Below are 20817 nucleotides of genomic sequence, written 5' to 3' on the forward strand. Positions count from 1 at the left end.
CATGGCAGTACAACTGACCGGAGAGCAATCCGCCGCGCTTGACGCCATTAAAACTTTTCTTCTTGATGACTCCCGAGATGCATTTGTACTGCGTGGCAGTGCAGGCACTGGTAAGACCACACTTATAGGCAAACTGGTCGAAACGCTAGAGGAGATGAACCTTTCCTGTAGTCTCCTGGCGCCGACAGGTCGGGCCGCCCGCATTCTTGGCAACAAGATTAAGCAAATCACTGGAAACCATGGATACGAAGGTTCGACTATCCATCGGGCGATCTACACGCTGACCCATTTGGAGGTGAATGAAGGGGCCGAGACGGCCAACGACCCGGGAGTGCGGATGATCTTTCCATTGAAGGAGGAGGAATCGGTTGTTTCCTTGTTCGTGATCGACGAATCGTCAATGGTCGGAGATAAGGAGAATCACGGTGATTTCATGCAGTTCGGTTCCGGTCGACTACTCATGGATATCGTGACCTTTGCTCGAATGAGCAGATCAGGTCGCACAAAGGATCACCTTACCAAGCTGCTTTTCATCGGCGATCCTGCGCAGCTACCTCCGGTTGGAGAAAAAGCGTCACCGGCCTTGTCAGATGCGTATCTGAGTGAGCATTTCGAGTTGAAGGTGGACTCGTTCGATCTGAAAACAGTCATGCGTCAGACGCAGGACAGTGCCATTCTCGACCGCGCCACGGAGTTGCGCGACGCCATAATGGCTGAGCGATTCAATAAATTTTCACTTCAGCCCAACGGACTAGATATTGAACAGGTCGATTCCCGAAGAGCCGTCGATCTGATCGCTCAAGGGTTGCAGACAGAAGCATCCAACGTCGCCGTGGTGCACTCCAACGCCACTGCGCTGGATTACAACCGTAGTATCAGAGATCGTCGTTGGGGTGATGCCAGCCTGCCTATCCAGGCAGGCGAAACGCTATTGATCAACAAAAACTCAACAACGAACCTACTCAGCAATGGCGATCTGGTTAAGGTCATGGAGGTGGGAGAAGACGCGCAATGCATACCAGTAAATCTCAGGGGAGGTCACCATGTTGAGCTGTGGTTCCGCAATGCCACAGTGGCTTTTCGTGATGCTGATGGCAGCGTCATCCAGACAAACTGTTTGGTATTAGAGAACCTCCTGGATTCACCTGGCCGAGAATTGAACCCATTGGAGCAGCGGGCGCTTCTGGTGGATTTTCGAAAGCGCCACCCTGGCCTGCACCCAAAGTCGGATGAATTCCGTCGTGCCATCCGCAACGACCCGTACTTTAATGCGCTCCAGGTTAAGTACGGCTATGCCATGACCTGTCACAAGGCGCAGGGCGGGGAATGGAATACGGTCATCGTTGATTTCGATTCCAAGGCAGGCTCGCGCAATGCATCGTTCTTTCGTTGGGCCTACACGGCCATTACCCGTGCAACAAAGAAACTGATCATCGTGAATCCGCCTGACTTCACACCAGCCGGTGAAATCGCTTGGAGGGGTTCATCATGCGTATCTACAAAACCTGTCAAGGCGGACCTTCAGGAAATCACTGCTGATCCAGACTGGCAAAGGCTTTCGTTTACACCCGCAATTGCCCCCTTGATGAAAATCCATCAGCAGCTACGCCTCGTATGGGCGGCTCAGGGCATCGAAATTGAACAGCTGCAGCACTTGCAATATTGCGAGCGCTACACACTCTTGCGCAATGGAAAACGGGCCATAGTTCAGTACTATTACAACGGCAAGTTGGAGGTTGGTCGTTCTGGATCTGTTTCTGGCGCCTTATCCGATAGTCAATTGGCAGAAGACGCGCTGACATCGCTTGGTGCGCTGTCTGCTAAATCAGGCACGGAGCAGCCAAATCAGTTCATACAGGAATTTCTGGATGGTCTGGATGCAGCCATTGCCAGCTCGGAGATTCAACGTATCGGTCATAGGGCTATGCCGTATCGGCTGCGAGTAAGTTTTTCAGATGCTTTGCGCAAAGGCGAGATCGATTTCACCTACGACGGCGCTTTTACTTGGACGGCGGCTCAGGAAGTCGGCGGGCCAGGCGGCAGCCACGGCATCTATGAGGAAGTACAGAGCTTGATGACAGTGCAAAAAGAGGAAAGCCCGTGAGTTCCGGTGAAATATTTGCACTTCGCAAGCAAAAAAGGCATGCAGAAGCCCTGGAATTGGCTAGGTCTGAGTATCCCCAAAACACGGCTGACGTATGGTTTCTTCGGGCCTACGCCTGGGCACTGTATGACCATGCAAAAGAAATCGTCGATCGTTACGAGGCAAAGCAACTGTCTCCTGCTACGTTATCTGTCCAGTTATCACCGTACATGCGCGAGTTTTCGCAGATGGCTGACGCGCTGCGTGGCGATACTGCTTTTTCACAATTCCTTCGCCTTGCCGGGAAGGCATCCAAGGATTGGTCTGAATTCCTGCGTTTTGCCCGCTGGGTGGGAAACAAGAGTTTTTCAGAAGAGGATAAGAAGCCTTTCGTCAATGAGGCAGGAAAGACTGTAGATAGTTTGCATAAACGATTCATACGCGCAGTCTGCCGTGAGACAGCGACTAAAGCCGTCGATCCACAGTCGGATAAGGCGCTAAACGAGTGGGGCCTTGGCGTTTTGGAGCAAGCGCTAAAGGATGAGCCAAACGATCAATGGCTCAACTACTACCAGAGCAAACTGCACTTGGCCAACGGCGAGCCAGCCCTTGCGATCAAGCGATTGACACCAGTGTTGCGCCGCCAGTCGCGCGCGGCTTGGCCATGGTCGCTACTAGGCGAAATCCTGGAAATTGAGCACCCACAGGATGCGCTGACCTGTTATGCCCATGCAACCCAGCTGGCTCGGGAGGAGCAGGAAGTCGCAAAGGTTCGCATTCATTTGGCACAGCGCCTCGCGCTCACGGGCCGTTTCAATGAGGCAGCACTCCAGGCGAATTTGGCGCTGCAGTACAGGGAAAAGAATGCCTATAAAGTGCCACAGGAACTGCATCAACTGCTTACCAGTGACTGGTATCAAGACGCACTCGCCAATAACTCTCTACAGCCGCTACCGAAAGCTGAGTCCAGTGCACTTGCATTGCTTAAACAACTGGACCGAGAAAACCTTACCTACACTCGCGGTGTCATTGACCACATCAATGCAGAAAAGGGACTCAGCTATATAGCGACCGGCGCCGCTACCGGCTTCGGGCTATTGCATAAAAAATTTCCCACGGTGGCAAGCTTGTTGCCCGGTACCATGGTGGAGATTGGTCGCTCCGAGTCTGAGGGTCACCCTCTGGATTGGCGAATGTCGGAGGCTCAAACCATTCCTGGCCTGTTCGAAATGTTTAGCGGCACCTTGAATAGGCAGGAGGGAAAGACATTTGCATTCATCCGTACCGGCCGAGATGACGTCTTCGTTGCCCCAGAGATGGCTGAGACCTTCACTCCTGGGGTGCAATACGACGTCACCTGCCAGGCCATCCGGCGTACCAACAAGCAAGGTAAGACCGGCTGGCGTGCTGTGAAATTCATCGAGAAAAAAGAGCAGCAGCTCTCCGCTGACTTCTAAGAGATAGGCATACATGGCTTTCGACCAAACAACCAGAAACCGTCTGCAGCGCTTCGTTAACGACGCGCGCCGTGTGCTGGAGGAGGAGTTCACCCGCCAGCTGCAGAACGACTACGGTATGGACCCGAACTCGGGTGCCGTAGCGGAGCTGGCTAGCCTGCGTCATATCAACGACGCCCAGCGCGAAACCGCCCGCATCCTGCGCGATACCCTGGCGCACTACACCGCCAGCGGCGACATGAATGCTACCCAGGGGCTGGACCGTATCGTGCGCGAGCAGTCCTTTACCGTGCTCAACCGCCTGGCGGCACTGCGCATGGCCGAGGCGCGCGGACTGCTGGTCGAATCGGTGGGCAACGGTTTCCAGGCCAAGGGCTTTCAGCTCTACGCGCGGCTGGCTGGCACCGGCCTGGGCGAAACCGGCGATGCCTACCGCGTGTACTTGTTCAGCGTGTTCGATGAGCTCGCCCAAGACCTGCCGGGCTTGTTCGACCGCTACTCACCGCAGGGCCGCCTGTTCCCGCGCGAAGCGGCGCTGTTGCAAGTGCTGAATCTGATCAACGATGCCGATATCGCCCCGCTGTGGCGCGAGGATGAAACCATCGGCTGGATCTACCAGTACTTCAACTCCAAAGAAGAGCGCAAGGCCATGCGCGATGCGTCGCAGGCGCCGCGCAACAGCCGCGAACTGGCTGTGCGCAACCAGTTCTTCACGCCGCGCTACGTGGTCGAGTTCTTGGTGGACAACACCTTGGGCCGTCTCTGGTTCAACGCCACCGGCGGTGCCACAGGCCTGAGGGAGCGCTGCCAATACTTGCTGGTGAAACCCGACGAAACGCCCCAAGCCGCTACCAAGCTGCGTGACCCGCGCACACTCAAGCTGCTCGACCCGGCCTGTGGCTCCATGCACTTCGGTCTTTATGCCTTCGATCTTTTCGCCGAGATTTACCGTGAAGCCTGGGCCTGGGAGCAACAGAACGGTCCCGGCTCGCTGGACGTTTCCACCCAGCCCCAGGCTGCGCTCAAGCCATTGAGCCAGACCTACGGGGAAGAGGCGGCATTTCTGCGCGATGTGCCACGCCTGATCATCGAACACAACATCTACGGCGTGGACATCGACCCGCGTGCCGCACAGATCGCCTCGTTGGCGTTGTGGCTGCGGGCGCAGCGTGCCTGGCATGATGCTGGCGTCAAAGCGAAAGACCGCCCGCTGATCGGGAGCGGCCATGTGGTCGCCGCGATTGCGCCGCCGGCAGAGCGTGAGCTGCGCGAGCAGTTTGCCGCCAACCTCGACCAACGCGACGCCGAGCTATTCGAGAAGACCCTGCAATTGCTCAAGGGCCTGCCGGAGCTGGGGGTACTGCTCCAGGTCGAACGCGAGCTGCCGCATTTGATCCGCCAGGTCTATGTGGGCAAAGGCACGGGCCTGTTTGCCGAGCAGGAGCAAGAGAACTGGCAGCAGGCGGAGGCGCGTCTGCGCACGGCACTCACTGAGTTTGCCCAGGCTGCGAAGTCAACGTACCAGGGGCGCCTGTTTGCGCAGGATGCCTTGCAGGGGCTGCGTCTGATCGATCTGTGCCGTGAAGTGTTTGATGTGGTGGTTATGAATCCGCCCTTCGGTGCGCTGACCGCGAATACCAAAGAGCAACTCACAAAAGCCTACCCTCGAAGCAAGAACGATCTATTGGCCATTATGGTTGAGCGCGGACTGGACTTGCTACGTTCTGGCGGACGAATTGGCGCGATCACCTCGCGTACCTGCTTCTTTTTGTCAAGCTTCCAGTCATGGAGAGAGGAGGTGATGCTTGCGCAATCAAAGCCGGAAGCAGTTTGTGACCTAGGAATGGGCATCATGGATGATGCGATGGTCGAAGCCGCGGCGTACACGCTGGAGAAACTCAAGTGACAGTATTCATTAGATCAGTGCCGTCCAGTGAAAAGACAATTGACCTTCTCGAAAAGGTTAGGAGATTCAACCAAGGAGCCGCGGACCCTGACATTTTTTCCGTCGATCCTGAAGAGTTCAAAATGGTGCCGGGAGCACCCTTTGCATACTGGGCAACATCCTCAATTCGTGGACTGTTCACAAGTCTAAAACCGTTCGAAAGTGATGGGCGAATCGCGAGGCAGGGACTTTCTACTGCAGATGATTTTCGTTTTGTGCGCTGTTGGTGGGAGGTTCAGGCGCAGTCAATTGTCTCGCCAGACGAAAGGCCTGTAGACAGAAAACTAGGCCCGGCGCGCTGGTACCCGTTTTTGAAAGGGGGCGGCAGATCCGCCTTTGTCGCAGAACTCGATCTGGTATTGAATTATCAGTCGGACGGGCGAGAGCTGAAAGCATGGGTGTCGAGTCTTTACGGCAACTCCGGCTGGTCAAGAAACATTGTATCGACCGACCTTTACTATCGTCGAGGGTTCAGCTGGTCACTTCGATCGAATCGTTTTTCTCCCTCTGCCGTTCCAGATGGCTGCATTTTTAGTGCCAGCCGATATCAAGCATTCACAGCCAGCGAAGATCTGCCTTGGACAATAGCTTTACTTAACTCACAGGCGACAACTTTCCTGCTGCGTATGTGTTCGGAGCGATTTGAACACCCAAAGTACGTGGTGGGAATAGTTTCTCGACTGCCTTTTCTCGAGCCGGGAATTGAAGACAAGCGAAAGCTCACCGAGAGCTTTTATAGGGCATGCAGCATCAAGATCGCAGGGCTCGCCTGCGATGAAACATCGCATCACTTCTGCATGCCAAGACTGCCCGGTATGAAACGGGATGCATGCTCTGAGGCTGATCGTGAATTAGAAGCTATTTTGGGTGAGATCGATTTAGTTGCTGAATTGGTGTATGGGTTCTCCAAGTCGGATGCTGATTTGATCGCCAATACACTTAGGAGTGCTCAAGAAAATCTCATAGTGGAAGGGCTCGAAGAAGGAGAGGAGGAATCCGAAGATCACATTGACCAAGGGTCTTTCGAGCACGTGCTTTCTTGGGCGCTGGGTGTTGCCTTTGGTCGTTTTGACCTTAGCATGGTCACTGGAGAGAGAGCACTGCCTGGGGACTTCGATCCTTTCGCCCCTCTATCCACCAAGAGTCCCGGGATGTTGCCTGACGGTGACGCCCCATTCCACACTCATGCGGGCATTCTGGTCAATGACCCCGGCCATCCGCACGACCTGCCGCGCTTGATGGAGGAGGTTCTCGTGCGCATCGAGGCTCCCGTGCCGCCCGACGTGCGCCGCTGGCTGCAGCGCGAGTTTTTCCCCCTCCACTTGCAGCGCTATTCCAAAAGCCGCCGCAAAGCGCCGATCTACTGGCCGCTATCGACCGTCTCCGGCAGCTACACGCTGTGGGTCTATTACCCCAGCCTCACCAGCCAGACGCTCTACACCGCGATCAACGACTTTGTCGAACCCAAACTCAAGCAGGTCGGCGATGACGTGATGGCGCTGCGCAACAAGGCTGCTGCCCGCACGCGTGACGATGAGAAGCAGTTCGAGGCGCTGCAAGCCTTCGAGCTGGAGTTGATCGAGCTGCGAGACACCCTGCTCAAGCTCGCGCCCACCTACAAGCCCAACCACGACGACGGCGTGCAGATCAGCGCTGCGCCGCTGTGGCCGCTGTTCCGCCAAAAACCTTGGCAGAAGGTGCTAAAAGACACCTGGGCCAAGCTGGAAAAAGGTGACTACGACTGGGCGATGCTCGCCATGAACTATTGGCCAGAACGCGTGCGAGAGAAGTGCAAGGCCGACAAATCGCTGGCTATCGCGCATGGGCTGGAGCATCTCTACGTCGAGCCGGAGGCAGCGCCGAAGAAAACGCGCGGCAGAAAGAAGGCCGGAGGCACTGAATGATTCAGGACGTCAAAGCGCTGCCGGTCAGCTTCTACTTCAGCCCCGACGGGACCACGTCGTTCTTCATTCCCAAGTACCAGCGCGAGTACGTGTGGGGCGGCAAGAACTGGGACGCGCTATTCAATGACCTGGAGGAGTCGCCCAGTGGGCACTTTCTGGGCTCCATCATCTGCGTGAACACCCAGCAAGACGGCATGGCCGGTGGCCGACTGGAGCTGATCGACGGCCAGCAGCGGTTCACTACGATCAGCCTGTTGTTCTGTGCGTTCTACGACAAGCTGAATGCCATTCCGAATCCGGATCGCCGTCTGCTGGTGGAGCTGGACAACCTGGAAAGTCGCATCTTCGTCCGCGCCTCTGGCCAGTGGCGTCTGGAACCCAGTGAGCAAGCACAGAACAAGACTGATTTCCAAAAGGTGCTGAGCGATCTGTTCCCCAAGCAGGTGAAAGCACCGAAGGGTTTGAGCAATTTCGGCAACCGCCGCATTGCACGCGCCTACCGTTATTTCTGCGAGCGACTGGAAGGGCTGAGCCAGGACTGCGTATTGGCGCTGCTGGAAAAGCTCAAAGCGGCCATGCTGGTCAAGATCGAGGTGCGCAGCCATTCCGACGCCTTCATGTTGTTCGAGTCGATCAACAACCGGGGCATCCCGCTCTCGGCCATCGACATCATCAAGAACAACCTGCTGGCCGAGTTGGACAAGCGTCCGGACTATGGCATCGACCGGGCATTTGACGAGTGGAAAGACCTGATCGACCTGTTGCCCGATCCGGCGGTGCAGGAGCGTTTCCTGCGCCAGCTCTACAACATGTTCAAATACCTCAAGCGGGTCGAGGTCAAAGGCTGCACCCGCGCCACGCGTTCGAACCTGATCACCATCTACGACACCCTGTTGCGCAAACGCCCGGTCTGGCTGTTCGGCGCGTTGCAGGCCAAGGGCAAAACCTACTCTGCCTTGCTCAACCCTGGCGTGGCTCGCGGCGAATGGGGAGATGCCGCCGCATCTGCCTTGCAAGACCTGCAGCGCCTGGGGGCCGCGCCGGCTTATGCATTCTTGCTGTGGGCCAGCCAGGTCGCGCAGAGCCAGAAGTGGAATGAGGGCGACGCATTGAGCCGCTTGGCCGCTTTGTTCACCAAGTGGTTCTTCTGGCGCAACCTCACCGATATGCCACCCACCCGCGAACTCGACCCGATGTTCATGGAACTGGTTGGCCACCTACTGACGCAGATTCGAGAAGGCAAAACCAAGACGCTGGACGGCTTCGTCCAGCAGACCAGCGATTGGCTGCTGGCACGGGCAGCCCCGCAGGAGGTTTGCGAGTCGTGCCTCAAGGGCGACGTGTATCTCGAAAACTACGAGGCCACGCGGTTCATGCTGTGCAAGCTGGAAGAGACCCACCAAACCCGGGAAAACAAACGCGACCTGTGGGCGCATGACCCCAACGATCGCCCCGTATTCACCGTCGAACACATCCTGCCGAAGACCGAGAACTTGGGACCGGGCTGGGTGACGATGCTCGAAGGGGACCAGAAAGGCACTGCGTCTGCCATTCGCGAGCGCTGTGCTCACCAGCTCGGCAACCTGACCCTGAGTGGCTACAACTCCAAGCTCGGTACGATGGAATTCTTGAAGAAGCGCGATCGCAAGAACGACCAGGGCGACTTCATCGGTTACCGCAACGGCTTGTACCTGAATGCCGACTTGGCCAGCCGAGATGATTGGAACGAGGCCGCCATTACGGCGCGAACAGAAAAGATGCTCAAGGAGGTGATGTCCATCCTGAGCCTGCGGGGTGACAAATGACGATTGCCGAATTCATTCGAGAAAGCGTGCTGCGGCCGCGCCTGAAGCAAGCGGGTGCCCTGGTGGTATACGACGCCGACAAGCGCTACCGCGAGCAGTGTTTCGATTTCGCCGCCGACAAGGTGCGAGTGGTGGATGCGTCTGAAAGTAGCATTGAAAGCCGAGAGTCGGCACTGCTGGCGTTGCGCGAAGTGGGGCAGCCCAAGGCACCGCTGGAAGGTGTGCTGATCTATGTGCCCACCAAGCGACCCGCAACCGACGAGCAAAAGCAGGCTGACCCATTCGCCCTGTACGCAGAATGCGGCGCGGTGTTCCCGCAAGACGATGGCGACGAATACCTGAGCCTGTGCCTGCGCGCGAGGCCGGATCACGCGACCGAGATCCGGCAGGTGTTTGCCACTTCTCCCTCTGGGCCGACCTTTGCCGTGATCGATGCCATTGGCGGCGGCGTGAGTTGGCCCCAGCTGCGAGCCACGCTGCGGGTGGAGTCTGGCCGCGAGATTCTGGCCGCACTGCTGGCCCCGAGTACCAGCCAATCCGAAGCGCTCAAGGGGCAGGAAGGCTGGGTGCAGGAAGCACGCGACTTCCTCCGCGCCACCTTGGGTCTGAGCGTGAAGACGCGCGGCAAGACGTGGTCCGCGCTGGCGGATGAACTGTGGCGCTATGTGCTGTTCAGTGAATTCGTGTTTGATTTGCCAGTGGCACTGCCAGACACACTGAAGGATGTGCCGCACGCACCGATGGAAGCTAGACCCATCGTCGAGGATGTGTGCGACCGTCTGCGCAGCGACCCGAAGTCACGCGCGATATACATCGAGCGCGCCGAGACCACCGAGGCGGAACTCAACCTGACCGATCTGTGCGGTGCGATTGAAGACCTGGGCGAGCGCGACACCTTCCCCTTCGAAGAGCGGACCTTCCTACGCACCGCGATCAACGGCATTGTCAGCGGCGACACCGATGCCACGCGCCGTGTGCTCACTCGCCATAAGAGCTCGGTATGGCTCGGCAAGGGCGAAAGCCAGGCCCAGTGGGAGTTGGTGCGGTCTGGCTTGAGCCTGGTTGAGGCCTGCGACGATTTTGAGCGCCAGCTACCGGATCACTCCCGCTCGCAAGCGGAGCTCGTCGACTTCTACCTGGGCAGCCTACGCGAGGCAGATCGCTTGCAGCGCGAGTTTGAGCAAGCGGCGGGCGACTTCCTTGACCCACATGGCTTGATGCATGAGGTTATCGGCCAGGCTCGGGCCCGCTACCGGCGCCTGGCCGAAAAGGTCCAGGGCGTGTTCGTGAAGCACGTCGAGACTACGGGATGGCCGCCGACTGGGCGACTGGCCAACGCCGATGCCTTTGATCGCCTTGTGGCAGATCGCCTCAAGGAAAGCGGGCGCAAGGTGGCCTACCTGATGGTGGACGCCCTGCGTTACGAGTTGGGCGTGGCCCTCGAAAAGCTGCTGGCGGAAGACGGTCCCGTCGAGCTGCAAGCGGCCTATGCGCAGCTACCGACCATCACTCTGGTGGGCATGGCGAGCTTGCTGCCGAGTGCTCGCACGGGACTAACCCTATCGCTGGAGAACGATTCCCTGGTGCCGAAGCTGGCAGGGGCACCGGTGAGCAATGTTGCGCAGCGAATGGGCGTCCTGAGCAAAAAGTACGGCGACCGCTTCGAGGAGATGCCTCTCAACGAATTTGTACGCGGCAATCCGAAGTTTGCCGAAACCGTCGACCTGCTGGTGCTGCGCTCCACCGAGATCGATAGCCAACTGGAGAGCAATCCAGAGACAACACTGGGGCTGATCCCCGGCACGCTGAAGTTGATTCGGGTTGCGCTGCACAAGCTGCGTGGTATGGGCTTCAAAGAGGCGGTCATCGTCACCGACCATGGCTTCTTCCTGAACGCACAAGCGGAGGCTGGCGATGTGTGTGTGAAACCCCAAGGGAAATGGCCGGTGAACGCCCATGACCGCATCATGTTGGGCGACGGCACAGCGGATGGTCACAGTCTGGTGGTCAGTGCAGAGAAGCTCGGCATTCGCGGTGATTTCACCCAAGTGGCGCTACCTCGCAGCATGGCTCCCTATCGCTCAGGGCACCTGTATTTCCACGGCGGAGCATCCCTGGCCGAGGCCGTCGTGCCGGTGCTGGTGGCTAGGCTGGATACCGCCGCCCATGAGGAATTACGCAAGGTGGTGGTGGAGCTGAGCTACAAGAATGGCGCCAAACGAATAACCACGAGATTGCCGGTCATCGAAGTGATACTGGTGGCCGACGATATGTTCTCGCAAGACATGAGCGTGGAGATCTTACTGGAAGCACAAGACAGCAAGGGCAATGTGGTGGGAGAGCCACGCCTAGGCGGCGATGTGAACCCCGCAACCAGAACCGTGACCCTGATGCCAGGTCAGCGCAAGCAGATTGCGCTGCGAATGGATGATGAGTTCAGAGGCAAGTTCTCGGTCAAGGCGCTGAATCCAACAACCCTGTCGGCCTATAGCAATCTGGCGCTTGAAACCGACTATACGGAATGAGCCCTATGGACGAACTCGACCAAAAACTAAACGCCACTTTCGACGGCAAAGTCCTTCGTAAGGATCTGCTGCATCGAATCAAGAAAGGCACCAACGTCCCGACGTTCGTCCTGGAGTTCCTGCTCGCCAAGTATTGCGCCAGCAATGACCAGGCAGAGATGGACGCCGGCATGGAGGCCGTGCTGTCGTCGCTGCAGGAAAACTACGTGCGGCCCGACGAGGCCAATGCGGCGCAGTCCAAGGTGGCCACCAAGGGCAAGCACCGGTTCATCGACAAGGTTCACGTTCGCTACGTAGAAAAGGAAAAGCGCCACTGGGCATCACTGGAGAACTTCAACTCGCAACGTATCGCGATTGGTGAGAAGTTCTACCGCGACAACGACAGGTTGCTGGAAGGCGGCATTTGGGCGGAAGTGACCCTGGCACACAACGATATAGATGAAGACGACTATGCGTTTTCCATTGAGGATCTGCGGCCGATCCAGCTGACTCGTTTTGACTTCGACCGTTATGCAGAGGGGCGCGGGGCATTCACGCGTGATGAGTGGCTCGCGGCGGTGTTACGCTCTGTGGGACTGGAACCCAGCAAGCTCTCGAAGCGCGTGCAGATGCACTTCATCGCCAGGTTGGCTGCGCTGGTTGAGCCCAACTACAACTACATCGAGCTGGGACCACGCGGTACCGGCAAGTCCTATTTCTTCAGTGAATTCTCGCCCTACGCCACCTTGATCTCGGGCGGCCAAGCGACCAAGGCAACGCTGTTCTACAACAACGCGCGCCGCAAGGTGGGCTTGGTTGGCTTCTGGGACACGGTTGCCTTTGACGAGGTTGGCGGGATCAAAGTGCGCGATCCGGACACCATCCAGATCATGAAGGACTTCATGGCCAACGGGCGCTTTTCGCGCGGGGCTGAGGTTATTGCTGATGCCAGTTTGAGCTTCGTTGGCAACATCGACGTGTCCGTGCAGCAGGTGGTGAACTCCAACGAGCACGATCTTTTCCAGCCGTTGCCGCCAGAGCTCGACTTGGCTGTGATGGACCGTTTCGCTGCCTATATCCCGGGCTGGGAGATGCCGAAGAACAGTAGCGAGTTTCTGACGAGCAACTACGGATTCATCACCGATTACTTGGCCGAGGCCTTCCACTACCAGTTCAAGCACACGAATCGGTATGAGGAAGTGAGCAAGCGCATTCGGCTCGGCAAATCAATCGAGGGGCGCGACGAAAAAGGTATCAAGAAAACCGTCTGTGCGTTCTTGAAGGTCCTGCATCCAAATGGGCCACCCACGGACGAGGAGTTTGAGGAATACGTGGCCTATGCCACCGAGTGCCGCCGCCGCGTCAAGGAGCAGATGAACAAGCGCAAACCGGATGACGAGTTTGCCCGGATCAATCTGTCCTACTTCAAGGCCAGCGGTGAGGAGGTGGTGGTCTTCTGCCCTGAGTCCAAGGATGCATCGGCAACACAGGAGCCAGCTCGCCGTCGCTTGAATCAGGCGGATGGGCAGCCTGCAGAGGTGATTGCGGTGCAACCCACTGAGCAACCGGTGCCTGCTACTACGGAATCTCCAGCAGTACCGGCACCGATATCACCGGCCCCTATTGTAATTTCGCGGCCACTGGTCGAACTCAAGGAACAGCACTTCACCATTCTCTATGGCGATACCGGGTACAGCTATGAGTCGATCATCGGTCCGTATCTGCAGGGTGCGAAGTCTGTCGTGATCGAAGATCCGTACATCCGGCTGCAACACCAAATTCAGAACTTCGTGCGCTTCTGCGAAACGGTGCTGAAGGCCGGCACTGTGAAGAAGATCAGCCTGATCACTGGCTACGATGACAAAACCCAGTTGGCCGATATCGCCGAGAAGCTTGATGAGTTGAAGCAGAGCCTGCTGGAGCTGGATGTCGAGTTGGAGGTGAAGCTAAACCCGAACATCCATGACAGAGAGATCCGCCTGGACAACAACTGGGTCATCAAGATCGGGCGTGGCCTCGACTTCTACCAGAAGCCAGGAGGCAGGTTCGAGGTGGGGGCGAACGACCTGAGCTTGCGCAAGTGCCTTGAAACAAAGGTGGATATCTTCCGTGCGTAAACTGGAAGGGTAGAGAAGCAGAGCAACCTCTGCTTTCCACCAAGTCACTTAGCTGATGATCTCATCGAGTTGGTCGTCGATTCCAGTCAGTTCTGGCTTGTGGGCAACAGGAGGTAATTTGGTAACGATGTGGCACATGACCATCAACATGCTACGGATAGATAGCTGAAGAAAGGCCTGCCTAGTCTTTGATATTGATCCCTAGGGTACTGAGTATGATGCCTCAATTTGAGTCCCTTTTTGGTGCCTCTATTTTCGTGCAATTTCGTGTAATTCAGTGCAAACCAGCTAAAACCATACCTAACCAAAATCAACCTAACCAGCTTGAATCAACGGCTTATAACTGCCAGAATTTTAACTCAACCGTTGATTCGGGATTCAAAATCCGCCGTAGCAATACGTGTCGGTTCGAGTCCGACCCCGGGCACCATCAGATTCCATGACAAAAGGCCATCCTCGCGGATGGCCTTTTGTTTTTCCGGGCGGTGCTAAGAGGTGTACCCACAGACCCACAGACCCACAGACCCACAGACCCACAGACCCACAGACCCACAGACCCTCAGACCCTCAGACCCTCAGACCCTCAGACCCTCAGACCCTCAGACCCTCAGACCTTCAGACCTTCAGACCCACAGGCTGTCAGGCCATCAGCCTCTCGGACTGCCATCCCCTCAGTCGATATTCTGCGCGATACGCCACAGCACGCCTGAGGGGTCGTACAGACAGAACTCCTTCATGCGCCACGGCTGGGTGACGAGCTCCGTGACCCGGACGCCGTAGCGGGCGGCGACCTGGCTCGCCTCCACTTGGGCCTGCCAGGCGGCCACGTCCTCCACCAGGAGGTGCATCATGAGCTGCTCGGCCAGCCCCGGGGGGTTGCCATCCTGCAGCAGGAAGCTTGCGTTGCCGAGATGAAAATAGGCCACGCCGTCGCCATCGGAGGCCAGGGTAAAGCCGAGATCCTGATAGAACTGCTTTGACAGCGTGAAATCCCGGGCAGGCACGAAGGCCTTGATTTCGGTCACGTTGAGATTAGGCATGGGCTCCTCGCGGCGCTGGGAACAGGGGAAGATGGCTTGCCAGTATGACCGGGCATTTCGGGGCAAGCCAGACGAATGGCGCGAGTTTGCACTCTTATCGTGCTTGTGCCCCTCGGGTGGGGGGATATTGGCCGTCAGCCTCATTTGATTTCACCATGGTATGGCCCATTTCATTTATTTCATAAATACCTTAGCGGGATAGATAAGCCTGCCAAGGTGACATCACCACGGGTTCGCCCCGTCATTGTGAGGTGGTTGGGTCATCCTGGTGCATTTTCCCGGCAATGCACAGCCAAAGTGCGATTTTCCCCCTGTAACCGGGCATCGTGCGCCAAGATGGTGCGTGTTGAATGTGATGAAAACATAACACCATGAAATAAAAGGATTATTTTTCTTGGCCTGCTTTATGCTTTCCCCATGTCATGTCGCCATGATGTCTCCGTGAGCCACACAGGTACGGTGGGCAGGTGGCCAGGTTGGAAATGCATATCAGGAAATGGACCCGGATGCCGGGACGACAAGGAGAGGGCTGTATGTTCAAGAGACTCGTAATGACTGGCCTGCTGGCGCTGGCCGCCACCATGGCCGCCCCGGGCTGGGCCGAAGAGGTGGCCGCGCAGGCCGATGTGGTACAGGCGGCCGCGACCGTGACCATCAACAAGGGGGACAATACCTGGCTGATGGTGGCGGCGGCCTTGGTGATCCTGATGTCCGTGCCGGGCCTCGCCCTCTTCTACGGCGGCCTGGTGCGCGCCAAGAACATGCTGAGCGTGCTGATGCAGGTGTTCACCCTGTTCTGCCTCATCACCGTCCTCTGGGTGGTCTACGGCTACTCCCTGGCCTTCACCGAGGGCGGCGCCTTCTACGGCTCCTTCGACAAGGTGCTGTTGATGGGGGTGACGCCGGATTCCATCGCCGCCACCTTCAGCAAGGGGGTCGGGATCAGCGAGTTCATCTACGTGGTGTTCCAGGGCGCCTTTGCCGCCATCACCTGCGGGCTCATCGTCGGCGGCTTTGCCGAGCGGATGAAGTTCTCGGCGGTGCTGCTGTTCGCGGTGATCTGGTTCACCTTCGCCTATATCCCGATGGCGCACATGGTGTGGTACTGGGCGGGTCCGGATGCCTACACGGATGCGGCCGCCGCCGAAGCGGCCGGTGCCACCGCAGGCTATCTGTTCCAGCACGGCGCTCTGGACTTCGCCGGCGGCACAGTGGTGCACATCAACGCTGCGGTGGCCGGTCTGGTTGGGGCCTTCATGGTGGGCAAACGGGTTGGCTATGGCCGTGACCCCATGACCCCCCACAGCCTGACCATGACCATGATCGGTGCCGCCCTGCTGTGGTTCGGCTGGTTCGGCTTCAACGCTGGCTCTTCCCTCGAAGCCAACGGCACGGCGGCCCTGGCCTTCGCCAACACCTGGATCGCACCGGCCGCTGCCGCCCTCTCCTGGACCTTTGCCGAGTGGGCGATGAAGGGCCGTCCCTCCCTGCTTGGCGCTGTCTCCGGTGCGGTGGCGGGCCTGGTCGCCATCACCCCTGCCGCCGGTTTCGTCGGTGTGGGGGGCGCCCTCATCATCGGCCTGCTCAGCGGTGTGGCCGGTCTGTGGGGCGTGCACGGTCTCAAGCGTCTGCTGGGGGCCGATGACAGCCTGGACGTGTTCGGCCTGCACGGGGTGTGCGGGATCCTGGGGGCCGTGCTGACCGGGGTGTTCGCCAGCCCGGATCTGGGCGGCACCGGGGTGTGGGACTATGTGACCAACCAGGTGGCCGAGGGATACTCCATCCTGGCCCAGGTCAAGGTACAGGTCATCGGCGTGGGCGTGACCGTGGTCTGGACCGCCCTGGTCTCGGCCGTGGCCTACAAGCTGGTGGACCTGCTGATCGGTCTGCGGGTGAAGGAAGATGCCGAGCGCGAAGGGCTGGACGTGACCAGCCACGGCGAGAAAGCCTACAGCCATTGATCCTGCTGCCATGAATGTCATACCGCCGGCCCCGTCCGGCGGTTTTTTTATTGGGGCGGGTTGGCCAGGCTGCCCGGACCGGGCCGCTGGTGGCCGGGGTCGCTATTTGTGTTTGCAGGGTCTTTTATGCCTGCATTTTGGGCGGATCTCCGCTAAACTCTGCCACCCTTTATTCGGGGTCGCCGGGTCTGCCCCGTCGTCACCCTCTCTTTCATGCCTTCGGAGCCGCTCATGCCGTTAGTGGGACACCAACATCAGATCGATATTCTGGAACTGACCGACAAGGGGGATGGCAAGGGTCGCCTGTTCGATCGCCCCCTGTTTGTCGAGGGTCTGCTGCCCGGTGAGCAGGCGCTGGTCGAGTTGACCGAGGTCAAACCGAACTACCTGCACGGCAAGCTGGTCGAGTTGACCCAGCCGTCCGCCGACAGGGTGCCGGATTTTTGCCCCAACACCGAATGCGGTGGCTGCCAGGTGCGCCCGCTGGCCTATCCGGCCCAGCTTGCCCTCAAGCAGAGCCTGGTGCAGAGCGCACTGGAGCAGGTCGGGCTGGGTGAGGCCGTGGTCAACCCCATCCTCGGCATGGAGACGCCGTTTGCCTACCGCAACAAGGCCCAGTACGCGGTGCGTGGCAGCGAGGCGGGCGCCGAGATCGGCTTCTACCGCAAGCACTCCCATGACCTCATCACCGCCGATGATTGCGCGGTGCAGGACTCGCTGCACGTGGAGCTCAATGCCCGGGTACGCAACTGGATGCGCGAGCACGACATCGCGGCCTATGACGAGGTGGCCCACACCGGTTGCGTGCGCAACCTGATGACCCGCAAGGGCTTCAAGAGCGGCGAGCTGATGGTGGTGCTGGTGACCCTGGGCGAAGCGCTGCCGTTCGAAGCCGAGCTGCTGGCGGCCCTGGCAGATCTGCCGGTCACTACTCTGGTGCAGAACATCAACGAGGCACGCACCAACCGCATCCTGGGTGACAAGAACCGGGTGCTGCTGGGCAGCGGTGTGATCCGCGACAAGATCCACGAGCTCGAATTCGAGATCTCGCCCCTCTCCTTCTTCCAGAACAACCCGAGCCAGACCGACGTGCTCTACTCCAAGGCGCTGGAGTATTGCGAGCTGACCGGCAGCGAGACGGTGTTCGACATCTATTGCGGCATCGGCACCATCTCCCTGTTCCTGGCAGGCAAGGCCGCCAAGGTGGTGGGGATTGAGTCGGTGGAGAGCGCCATCAGCGACGCCCGTCGCAATGCGGCCCTCAACGGCATCGAGCAGACCGAGTTCCACGTGGGCAAGGCGGAGCAGCTGATGCCTGCCCTGCATGCCGACGGGGTGAGTGCCGACGTGGTGGTGATGGATCCGCCCCGCAAGGGCTGTGACAAGGCGGTATTGCAGACCCTGGTGGCCATGGCGCCGCGCCGTCTGGTCTATGTCTCCTGCAACCCCCAGACCCTGGCCCGCGATCTCGCCTGGCTGGTCAAGCAGGGCTTCGTGCTGGACGAGGTGCAGCCGGTCGATATGTTCCCGCACTCCATGCACGTGGAAGCGGTTGCTCGCCTGAGCCTGCCAGCGAAGGCCTGATCGTCGCTCGGGATCTTCCCCTCGCGCGATGCAGGTGGAAGCGGTCGCCTGCCTGAGCCTGCCAGCGAAAGCCTGATCGGGCCGAGGGCGTGGCGTTAGCCAGATGGCTCTGATAAAAACGACTCCTGAGGGAGTCGTTTTTTTATGGTCGTGGTCGGCAGAGCCACCAGGCAGGGAGGTCGGCGTGATGATTCGTATGGCAGGGGTGGAGGATGCGGCGGCGCTGGACAGCTTCTTCGGGCAACTGGACAGGGAGACCCGCTTCATGCTGTATGAAGCGGGAGAGCGCCCCTCGGACATCGCGGGGCAGCGCAGGCGGCTCGAGGCCATGGCCGCGGCCCCCAATCAGGCCATGTGGTTGCTGGAGCTGGCGGGGGAGGTGCAAGGGTTTGCCGCGCTCCTTGGTGGCGGCCTGGCACGCAACCGCCACTGCGCCCTGGTGGTGATGGGGCTGCGTTCGTCGGCGCGCGGGCAGGGATGGGGTGAACGGTTGCTGCGTACCCTGATCGCGACCGCGAGGGATCTCGGTATCCACCGGCTGGAGCTGGGAGTGATGGCCCACAACGAGGTGGCCCACGCCTTGTATCGCAAGTGCGGGTTCGTGGAGGAAGGGGTGAGACGGCAGGCCTATCGGCTGGACGAGGGCTATGTGGACGAGATTGCCATGGGGCTGCTGCTGCCGCTGGACAGGCCATGACGCCGCTGGCCCCGAGATGCTGGTCTGGGGCGCTGGATTGGGGCAGGCTTGTGGGGAAACCATCAAGACAAGGAGGCGCCCATGAAGGGGATATTGCTGCGTTGGCTGGCTCGCTACGATGCCTGGTGCCAGGAGTGGGGACTCACACCGGAGAACCGGCGCTGCTGCGCGCCGGTACGCCATGATGAAGACGAGAAGCGCCCGGAGAAGGGCGACGACCTCACTGGAACTGGCGGGTCACGGCGCCAGTGACGCTGTTGTAGTCGAACGATAGCCCATCGGGGTATGCCGGGAAGCGGCCAACGGAGCTGCGCAGGGTATAGCGGCAGTTGTCGTGACGAAGGGCGCCGTCAGCCTGAGCGTCTGCCGGGATGAGCCGGGAGATGTAGTTACTGTCCGAATCCTGGTGCAACTCATCGGCCACCGTCAGGTCGGTATCGAGCAGGGCGCCAAACAGGCTCTCGCAGTCGTCCCGGCTGCTGACGGAGATCTGATCGCTGTCGCCACCGGGGAAGACGGTATCGGGCCCCTGACCTCCCTGGTCCTCCTTGGTGCCCACCGGCCAGCCATGGCTGTTGATGTCGAGATCCTGCCTGCCCATGCCGCTAAAGTTGTAGAGTGCCAGGGGCTCCCCCCTTTACCTTGACCGCCCAGCCGGCGTGGGCGAGCCGGGCGGCACTGGCAAAGCTGCCCGCCGTGGCCGAGACGCTGCTCTTGAGCCCGTCGTCCTGGATGTTGATGAAGCGGGGCAGGGCGGTCACGGCCAGGATCCCCAGCACGATGATGACCAGCACCAGTTCTATCAGGGTAAAGCCTCGGGAAACGTGTGTTGGCATGGAATGAACCCATTGAGTACGACAGACAGGTAAGCGCGACATGGAATTGATAGACACCCACTGCCACCTCGATTTTCCGGTCTTTGACGCCGATAGGGAGGCGCTGCTGACCCGGTGGCGCCAGCTGGGGGTGGGCGAGTATATCATCCCCGCCGTGGGAGAGGAAAACTGGGGGCGGGTGATGGCGCTGGCCGGGCGCCACGACGACATCCGCTATGGCCTGGGGATCCATCCCTGGTATGTGGGCAAGCAGCCCCGGGATGCACTGACCCGGCTGGAGACCCTGCTGGCGAGTCGGCCCCGTGGGCTGGTGGCCGTGGGGGAGTGCGGGCTGGATCTGCGCTCCCATGTGTCGCAGGAGGGGCAGGTCGAGATGTTCGAGGCGCAGGTGCGGCTGGCCATGGCGCATGCGCTGCCCCTCATCGTCCACTCGGTGCGTGCCAACGACACGGTCGCCAAGATCCTGCGGCGCTTCACACCGCCACAAGGGGGGGTCATTCACGCCTTCAGCGGCTCCCTGCATCAGGCGGAGGTGTTCTGGCAACTGGGTTTCAGGCTGGGGATCGGGGGGGTCATCAGCTATGAGCGGGCCAACAAGACCCGGGAGGCGATACGCCAGATGCCGCTGGAGGCCTTGCTGCTGGAAACCGACGCTCCCGACATGCCGCTGCAAGGCCAGCAGGGGGAGGTGAACACGCCGGCCAGCCTGCCGACCATAGCCCGCTTGTTGGCACAATTGCGGCAGCAACCGCTGGAGGATGTTATTTCGGTGTTACATGACTCCACCCGGCGGCTGTTCCCCCCAGGAAATCATGAAATTAACATTTGATTATCAAATGATGACCGAGTGATAAAAAACAGGGCCCATAAAAATCGTTTGCGGT

Annotated in this window: 13 protein-coding genes and 1 pseudogene; 12 read left to right on the forward strand and 2 right to left on the reverse strand. The window is 59.1% G+C overall.

From position 1 onward, the window contains the following. Position 1: 1 nt before the first annotated feature. Genes C2U30_RS17320 through brxL form a run of 7 tightly spaced genes read left to right on the forward strand, consistent with a single transcriptional unit; the run spans position 2 to position 13815 of the window. A complete protein-coding gene (locus C2U30_RS17320; RefSeq protein ID WP_158654922.1) occupies positions 2-2104 on the forward strand; it encodes an ATP-dependent DNA helicase in 2103 nt (700 codons plus the stop codon). Beyond that, positions 2101-3540, forward strand: coding sequence for a DUF7017 domain-containing protein (locus C2U30_RS17325; RefSeq protein ID WP_103244180.1), 1440 nt, complete (start codon positions 2101-2103; stop codon positions 3538-3540). Before C2U30_RS17320 ends, C2U30_RS17325 begins: the two co-directional genes overlap by 4 nt. 13 nt (positions 3541-3553) lie before the next feature. Beyond that, positions 3554-5446 carry an Eco57I restriction-modification methylase domain-containing protein gene (locus C2U30_RS17330; RefSeq protein ID WP_103244181.1) on the forward strand — a complete coding sequence of 631 codons (1893 nt, stop codon included), beginning with the start codon at positions 3554-3556 and terminating at the stop codon, positions 5444-5446. Then, on the forward strand, positions 5443-7389 hold the full coding sequence (locus C2U30_RS17335) for a hypothetical protein (protein WP_199767291.1): 1947 nt from the start codon (positions 5443-5445) through the stop codon (positions 7387-7389). The genes C2U30_RS17330 and C2U30_RS17335 overlap by 4 nt, the downstream gene beginning before the upstream one ends. Continuing rightward, positions 7386-9194 carry a DUF262 domain-containing protein gene (locus C2U30_RS17340; protein ID WP_103244182.1) on the forward strand — a complete coding sequence of 603 codons (1809 nt, stop codon included), beginning with the start codon at positions 7386-7388 and terminating at the stop codon, positions 9192-9194. Before C2U30_RS17335 ends, C2U30_RS17340 begins: the two co-directional genes overlap by 4 nt. Then, positions 9191-11719 carry a PglZ domain-containing protein gene (locus C2U30_RS17345; protein WP_103244183.1) on the forward strand — a complete coding sequence of 843 codons (2529 nt, stop codon included), beginning with the start codon at positions 9191-9193 and terminating at the stop codon, positions 11717-11719. The genes C2U30_RS17340 and C2U30_RS17345 overlap by 4 nt, the downstream gene beginning before the upstream one ends. 5 nt (positions 11720-11724) lie before the next feature. Continuing rightward, positions 11725-13815 carry a BREX system Lon protease-like protein BrxL gene (gene brxL, locus C2U30_RS17350; protein WP_103244184.1) on the forward strand — a complete coding sequence of 697 codons (2091 nt, stop codon included), beginning with the start codon at positions 11725-11727 and terminating at the stop codon, positions 13813-13815. Between the two features lie 671 nt (positions 13816-14486). On the opposite strand, the gene C2U30_RS17355 is transcribed toward brxL, so the two are convergent. Continuing rightward, complete coding sequence (locus C2U30_RS17355) at positions 14487-14855, reverse strand: VOC family protein (RefSeq protein WP_045523149.1); 369 nt, start codon at positions 14853-14855, stop codon at positions 14487-14489. 533 nt (positions 14856-15388) lie between these two features. On the opposite strand from C2U30_RS17355, the gene amt reads away from it, so the two are divergent. The 4 genes from amt (at position 15389) to C2U30_RS22810 (ending at position 19349) form a co-directional block, all read left to right on the forward strand. Next, positions 15389-16816 carry an ammonium transporter gene (amt, locus tag C2U30_RS17360; RefSeq protein WP_010673021.1) on the forward strand — a complete coding sequence of 476 codons (1428 nt, stop codon included), beginning with the start codon at positions 15389-15391 and terminating at the stop codon, positions 16814-16816. A gap of 231 nt (positions 16817-17047) precedes the next feature. Beyond that, complete coding sequence (gene rlmD, locus C2U30_RS17365) at positions 17048-18400, forward strand: 23S rRNA (uracil(1939)-C(5))-methyltransferase RlmD (protein WP_045523151.1); 1353 nt, start codon at positions 17048-17050, stop codon at positions 18398-18400. 187 nt (positions 18401-18587) lie between these two features. Then, positions 18588-19097, forward strand: coding sequence for a GNAT family N-acetyltransferase (locus tag C2U30_RS17370; protein ID WP_182958967.1), 510 nt, complete (start codon positions 18588-18590; stop codon positions 19095-19097). Positions 19098-19178: 81 nt separating this feature from the next. Continuing rightward, a complete protein-coding gene (locus tag C2U30_RS22810; protein WP_164882078.1) occupies positions 19179-19349 on the forward strand; it encodes a DUF5363 family protein in 171 nt (56 codons plus the stop codon). Here the strand turns inward: C2U30_RS22810 and tppF are convergent. Continuing rightward, a pseudogene (gene tppF / locus C2U30_RS17375) lies at positions 19318-19933 on the reverse strand (type IVa pilus pseudopilin TppF). The gene C2U30_RS22810 and the pseudogene tppF overlap by 32 nt on opposite strands. A gap of 40 nt (positions 19934-19973) precedes the next feature. Between tppF and C2U30_RS17380 the strand changes: the two are divergent. Further along, positions 19974-20762, forward strand: coding sequence for a TatD family hydrolase (locus tag C2U30_RS17380; protein ID WP_010673025.1), 789 nt, complete (start codon positions 19974-19976; stop codon positions 20760-20762). Positions 20763-20817 lie beyond the last annotated feature (55 nt).

Source organism: Aeromonas sp. ASNIH5 (assembly GCF_002902865.1).
GTDB lineage: Bacteria > Pseudomonadota > Gammaproteobacteria > Enterobacterales > Aeromonadaceae > Aeromonas > Aeromonas caviae.

Excerpts from the sequence above, each read along its gene's own strand:
- rlmD (WP_045523151.1), top strand. The coding sequence starts at position 17,048 with ATGCCGTTAGTGGGACACCAACATCAGATCGATATTCTGGAACTGACC.
- C2U30_RS17380 (WP_010673025.1), top strand. The coding sequence starts at position 19,974 with ATGGAATTGATAGACACCCACTGCCACCTCGATTTTCCGGTCTTTGAC.
- C2U30_RS17330 (WP_103244181.1), top strand. The coding sequence starts at position 3,554 with ATGGCTTTCGACCAAACAACCAGAAACCGTCTGCAGCGCTTCGTTAAC.
- C2U30_RS17370 (WP_182958967.1), top strand. The coding sequence starts at position 18,588 with ATGATTCGTATGGCAGGGGTGGAGGATGCGGCGGCGCTGGACAGCTTC.
- C2U30_RS17355 (WP_045523149.1), bottom strand. The coding sequence starts at position 14,855 with ATGCCTAATCTCAACGTGACCGAAATCAAGGCCTTCGTGCCTGCCCGG.
- amt (WP_010673021.1), top strand. The coding sequence starts at position 15,389 with ATGTTCAAGAGACTCGTAATGACTGGCCTGCTGGCGCTGGCCGCCACC.
- C2U30_RS17340 (WP_103244182.1), top strand. The coding sequence starts at position 7,386 with ATGATTCAGGACGTCAAAGCGCTGCCGGTCAGCTTCTACTTCAGCCCC.
- brxL (WP_103244184.1), top strand. The coding sequence starts at position 11,725 with ATGGACGAACTCGACCAAAAACTAAACGCCACTTTCGACGGCAAAGTC.
- C2U30_RS22810 (WP_164882078.1), top strand. The coding sequence starts at position 19,179 with ATGAAGGGGATATTGCTGCGTTGGCTGGCTCGCTACGATGCCTGGTGC.
- C2U30_RS17345 (WP_103244183.1), top strand. The coding sequence starts at position 9,191 with ATGACGATTGCCGAATTCATTCGAGAAAGCGTGCTGCGGCCGCGCCTG.
- C2U30_RS17320 (WP_158654922.1), top strand. The coding sequence starts at position 2 with ATGGCAGTACAACTGACCGGAGAGCAATCCGCCGCGCTTGACGCCATT.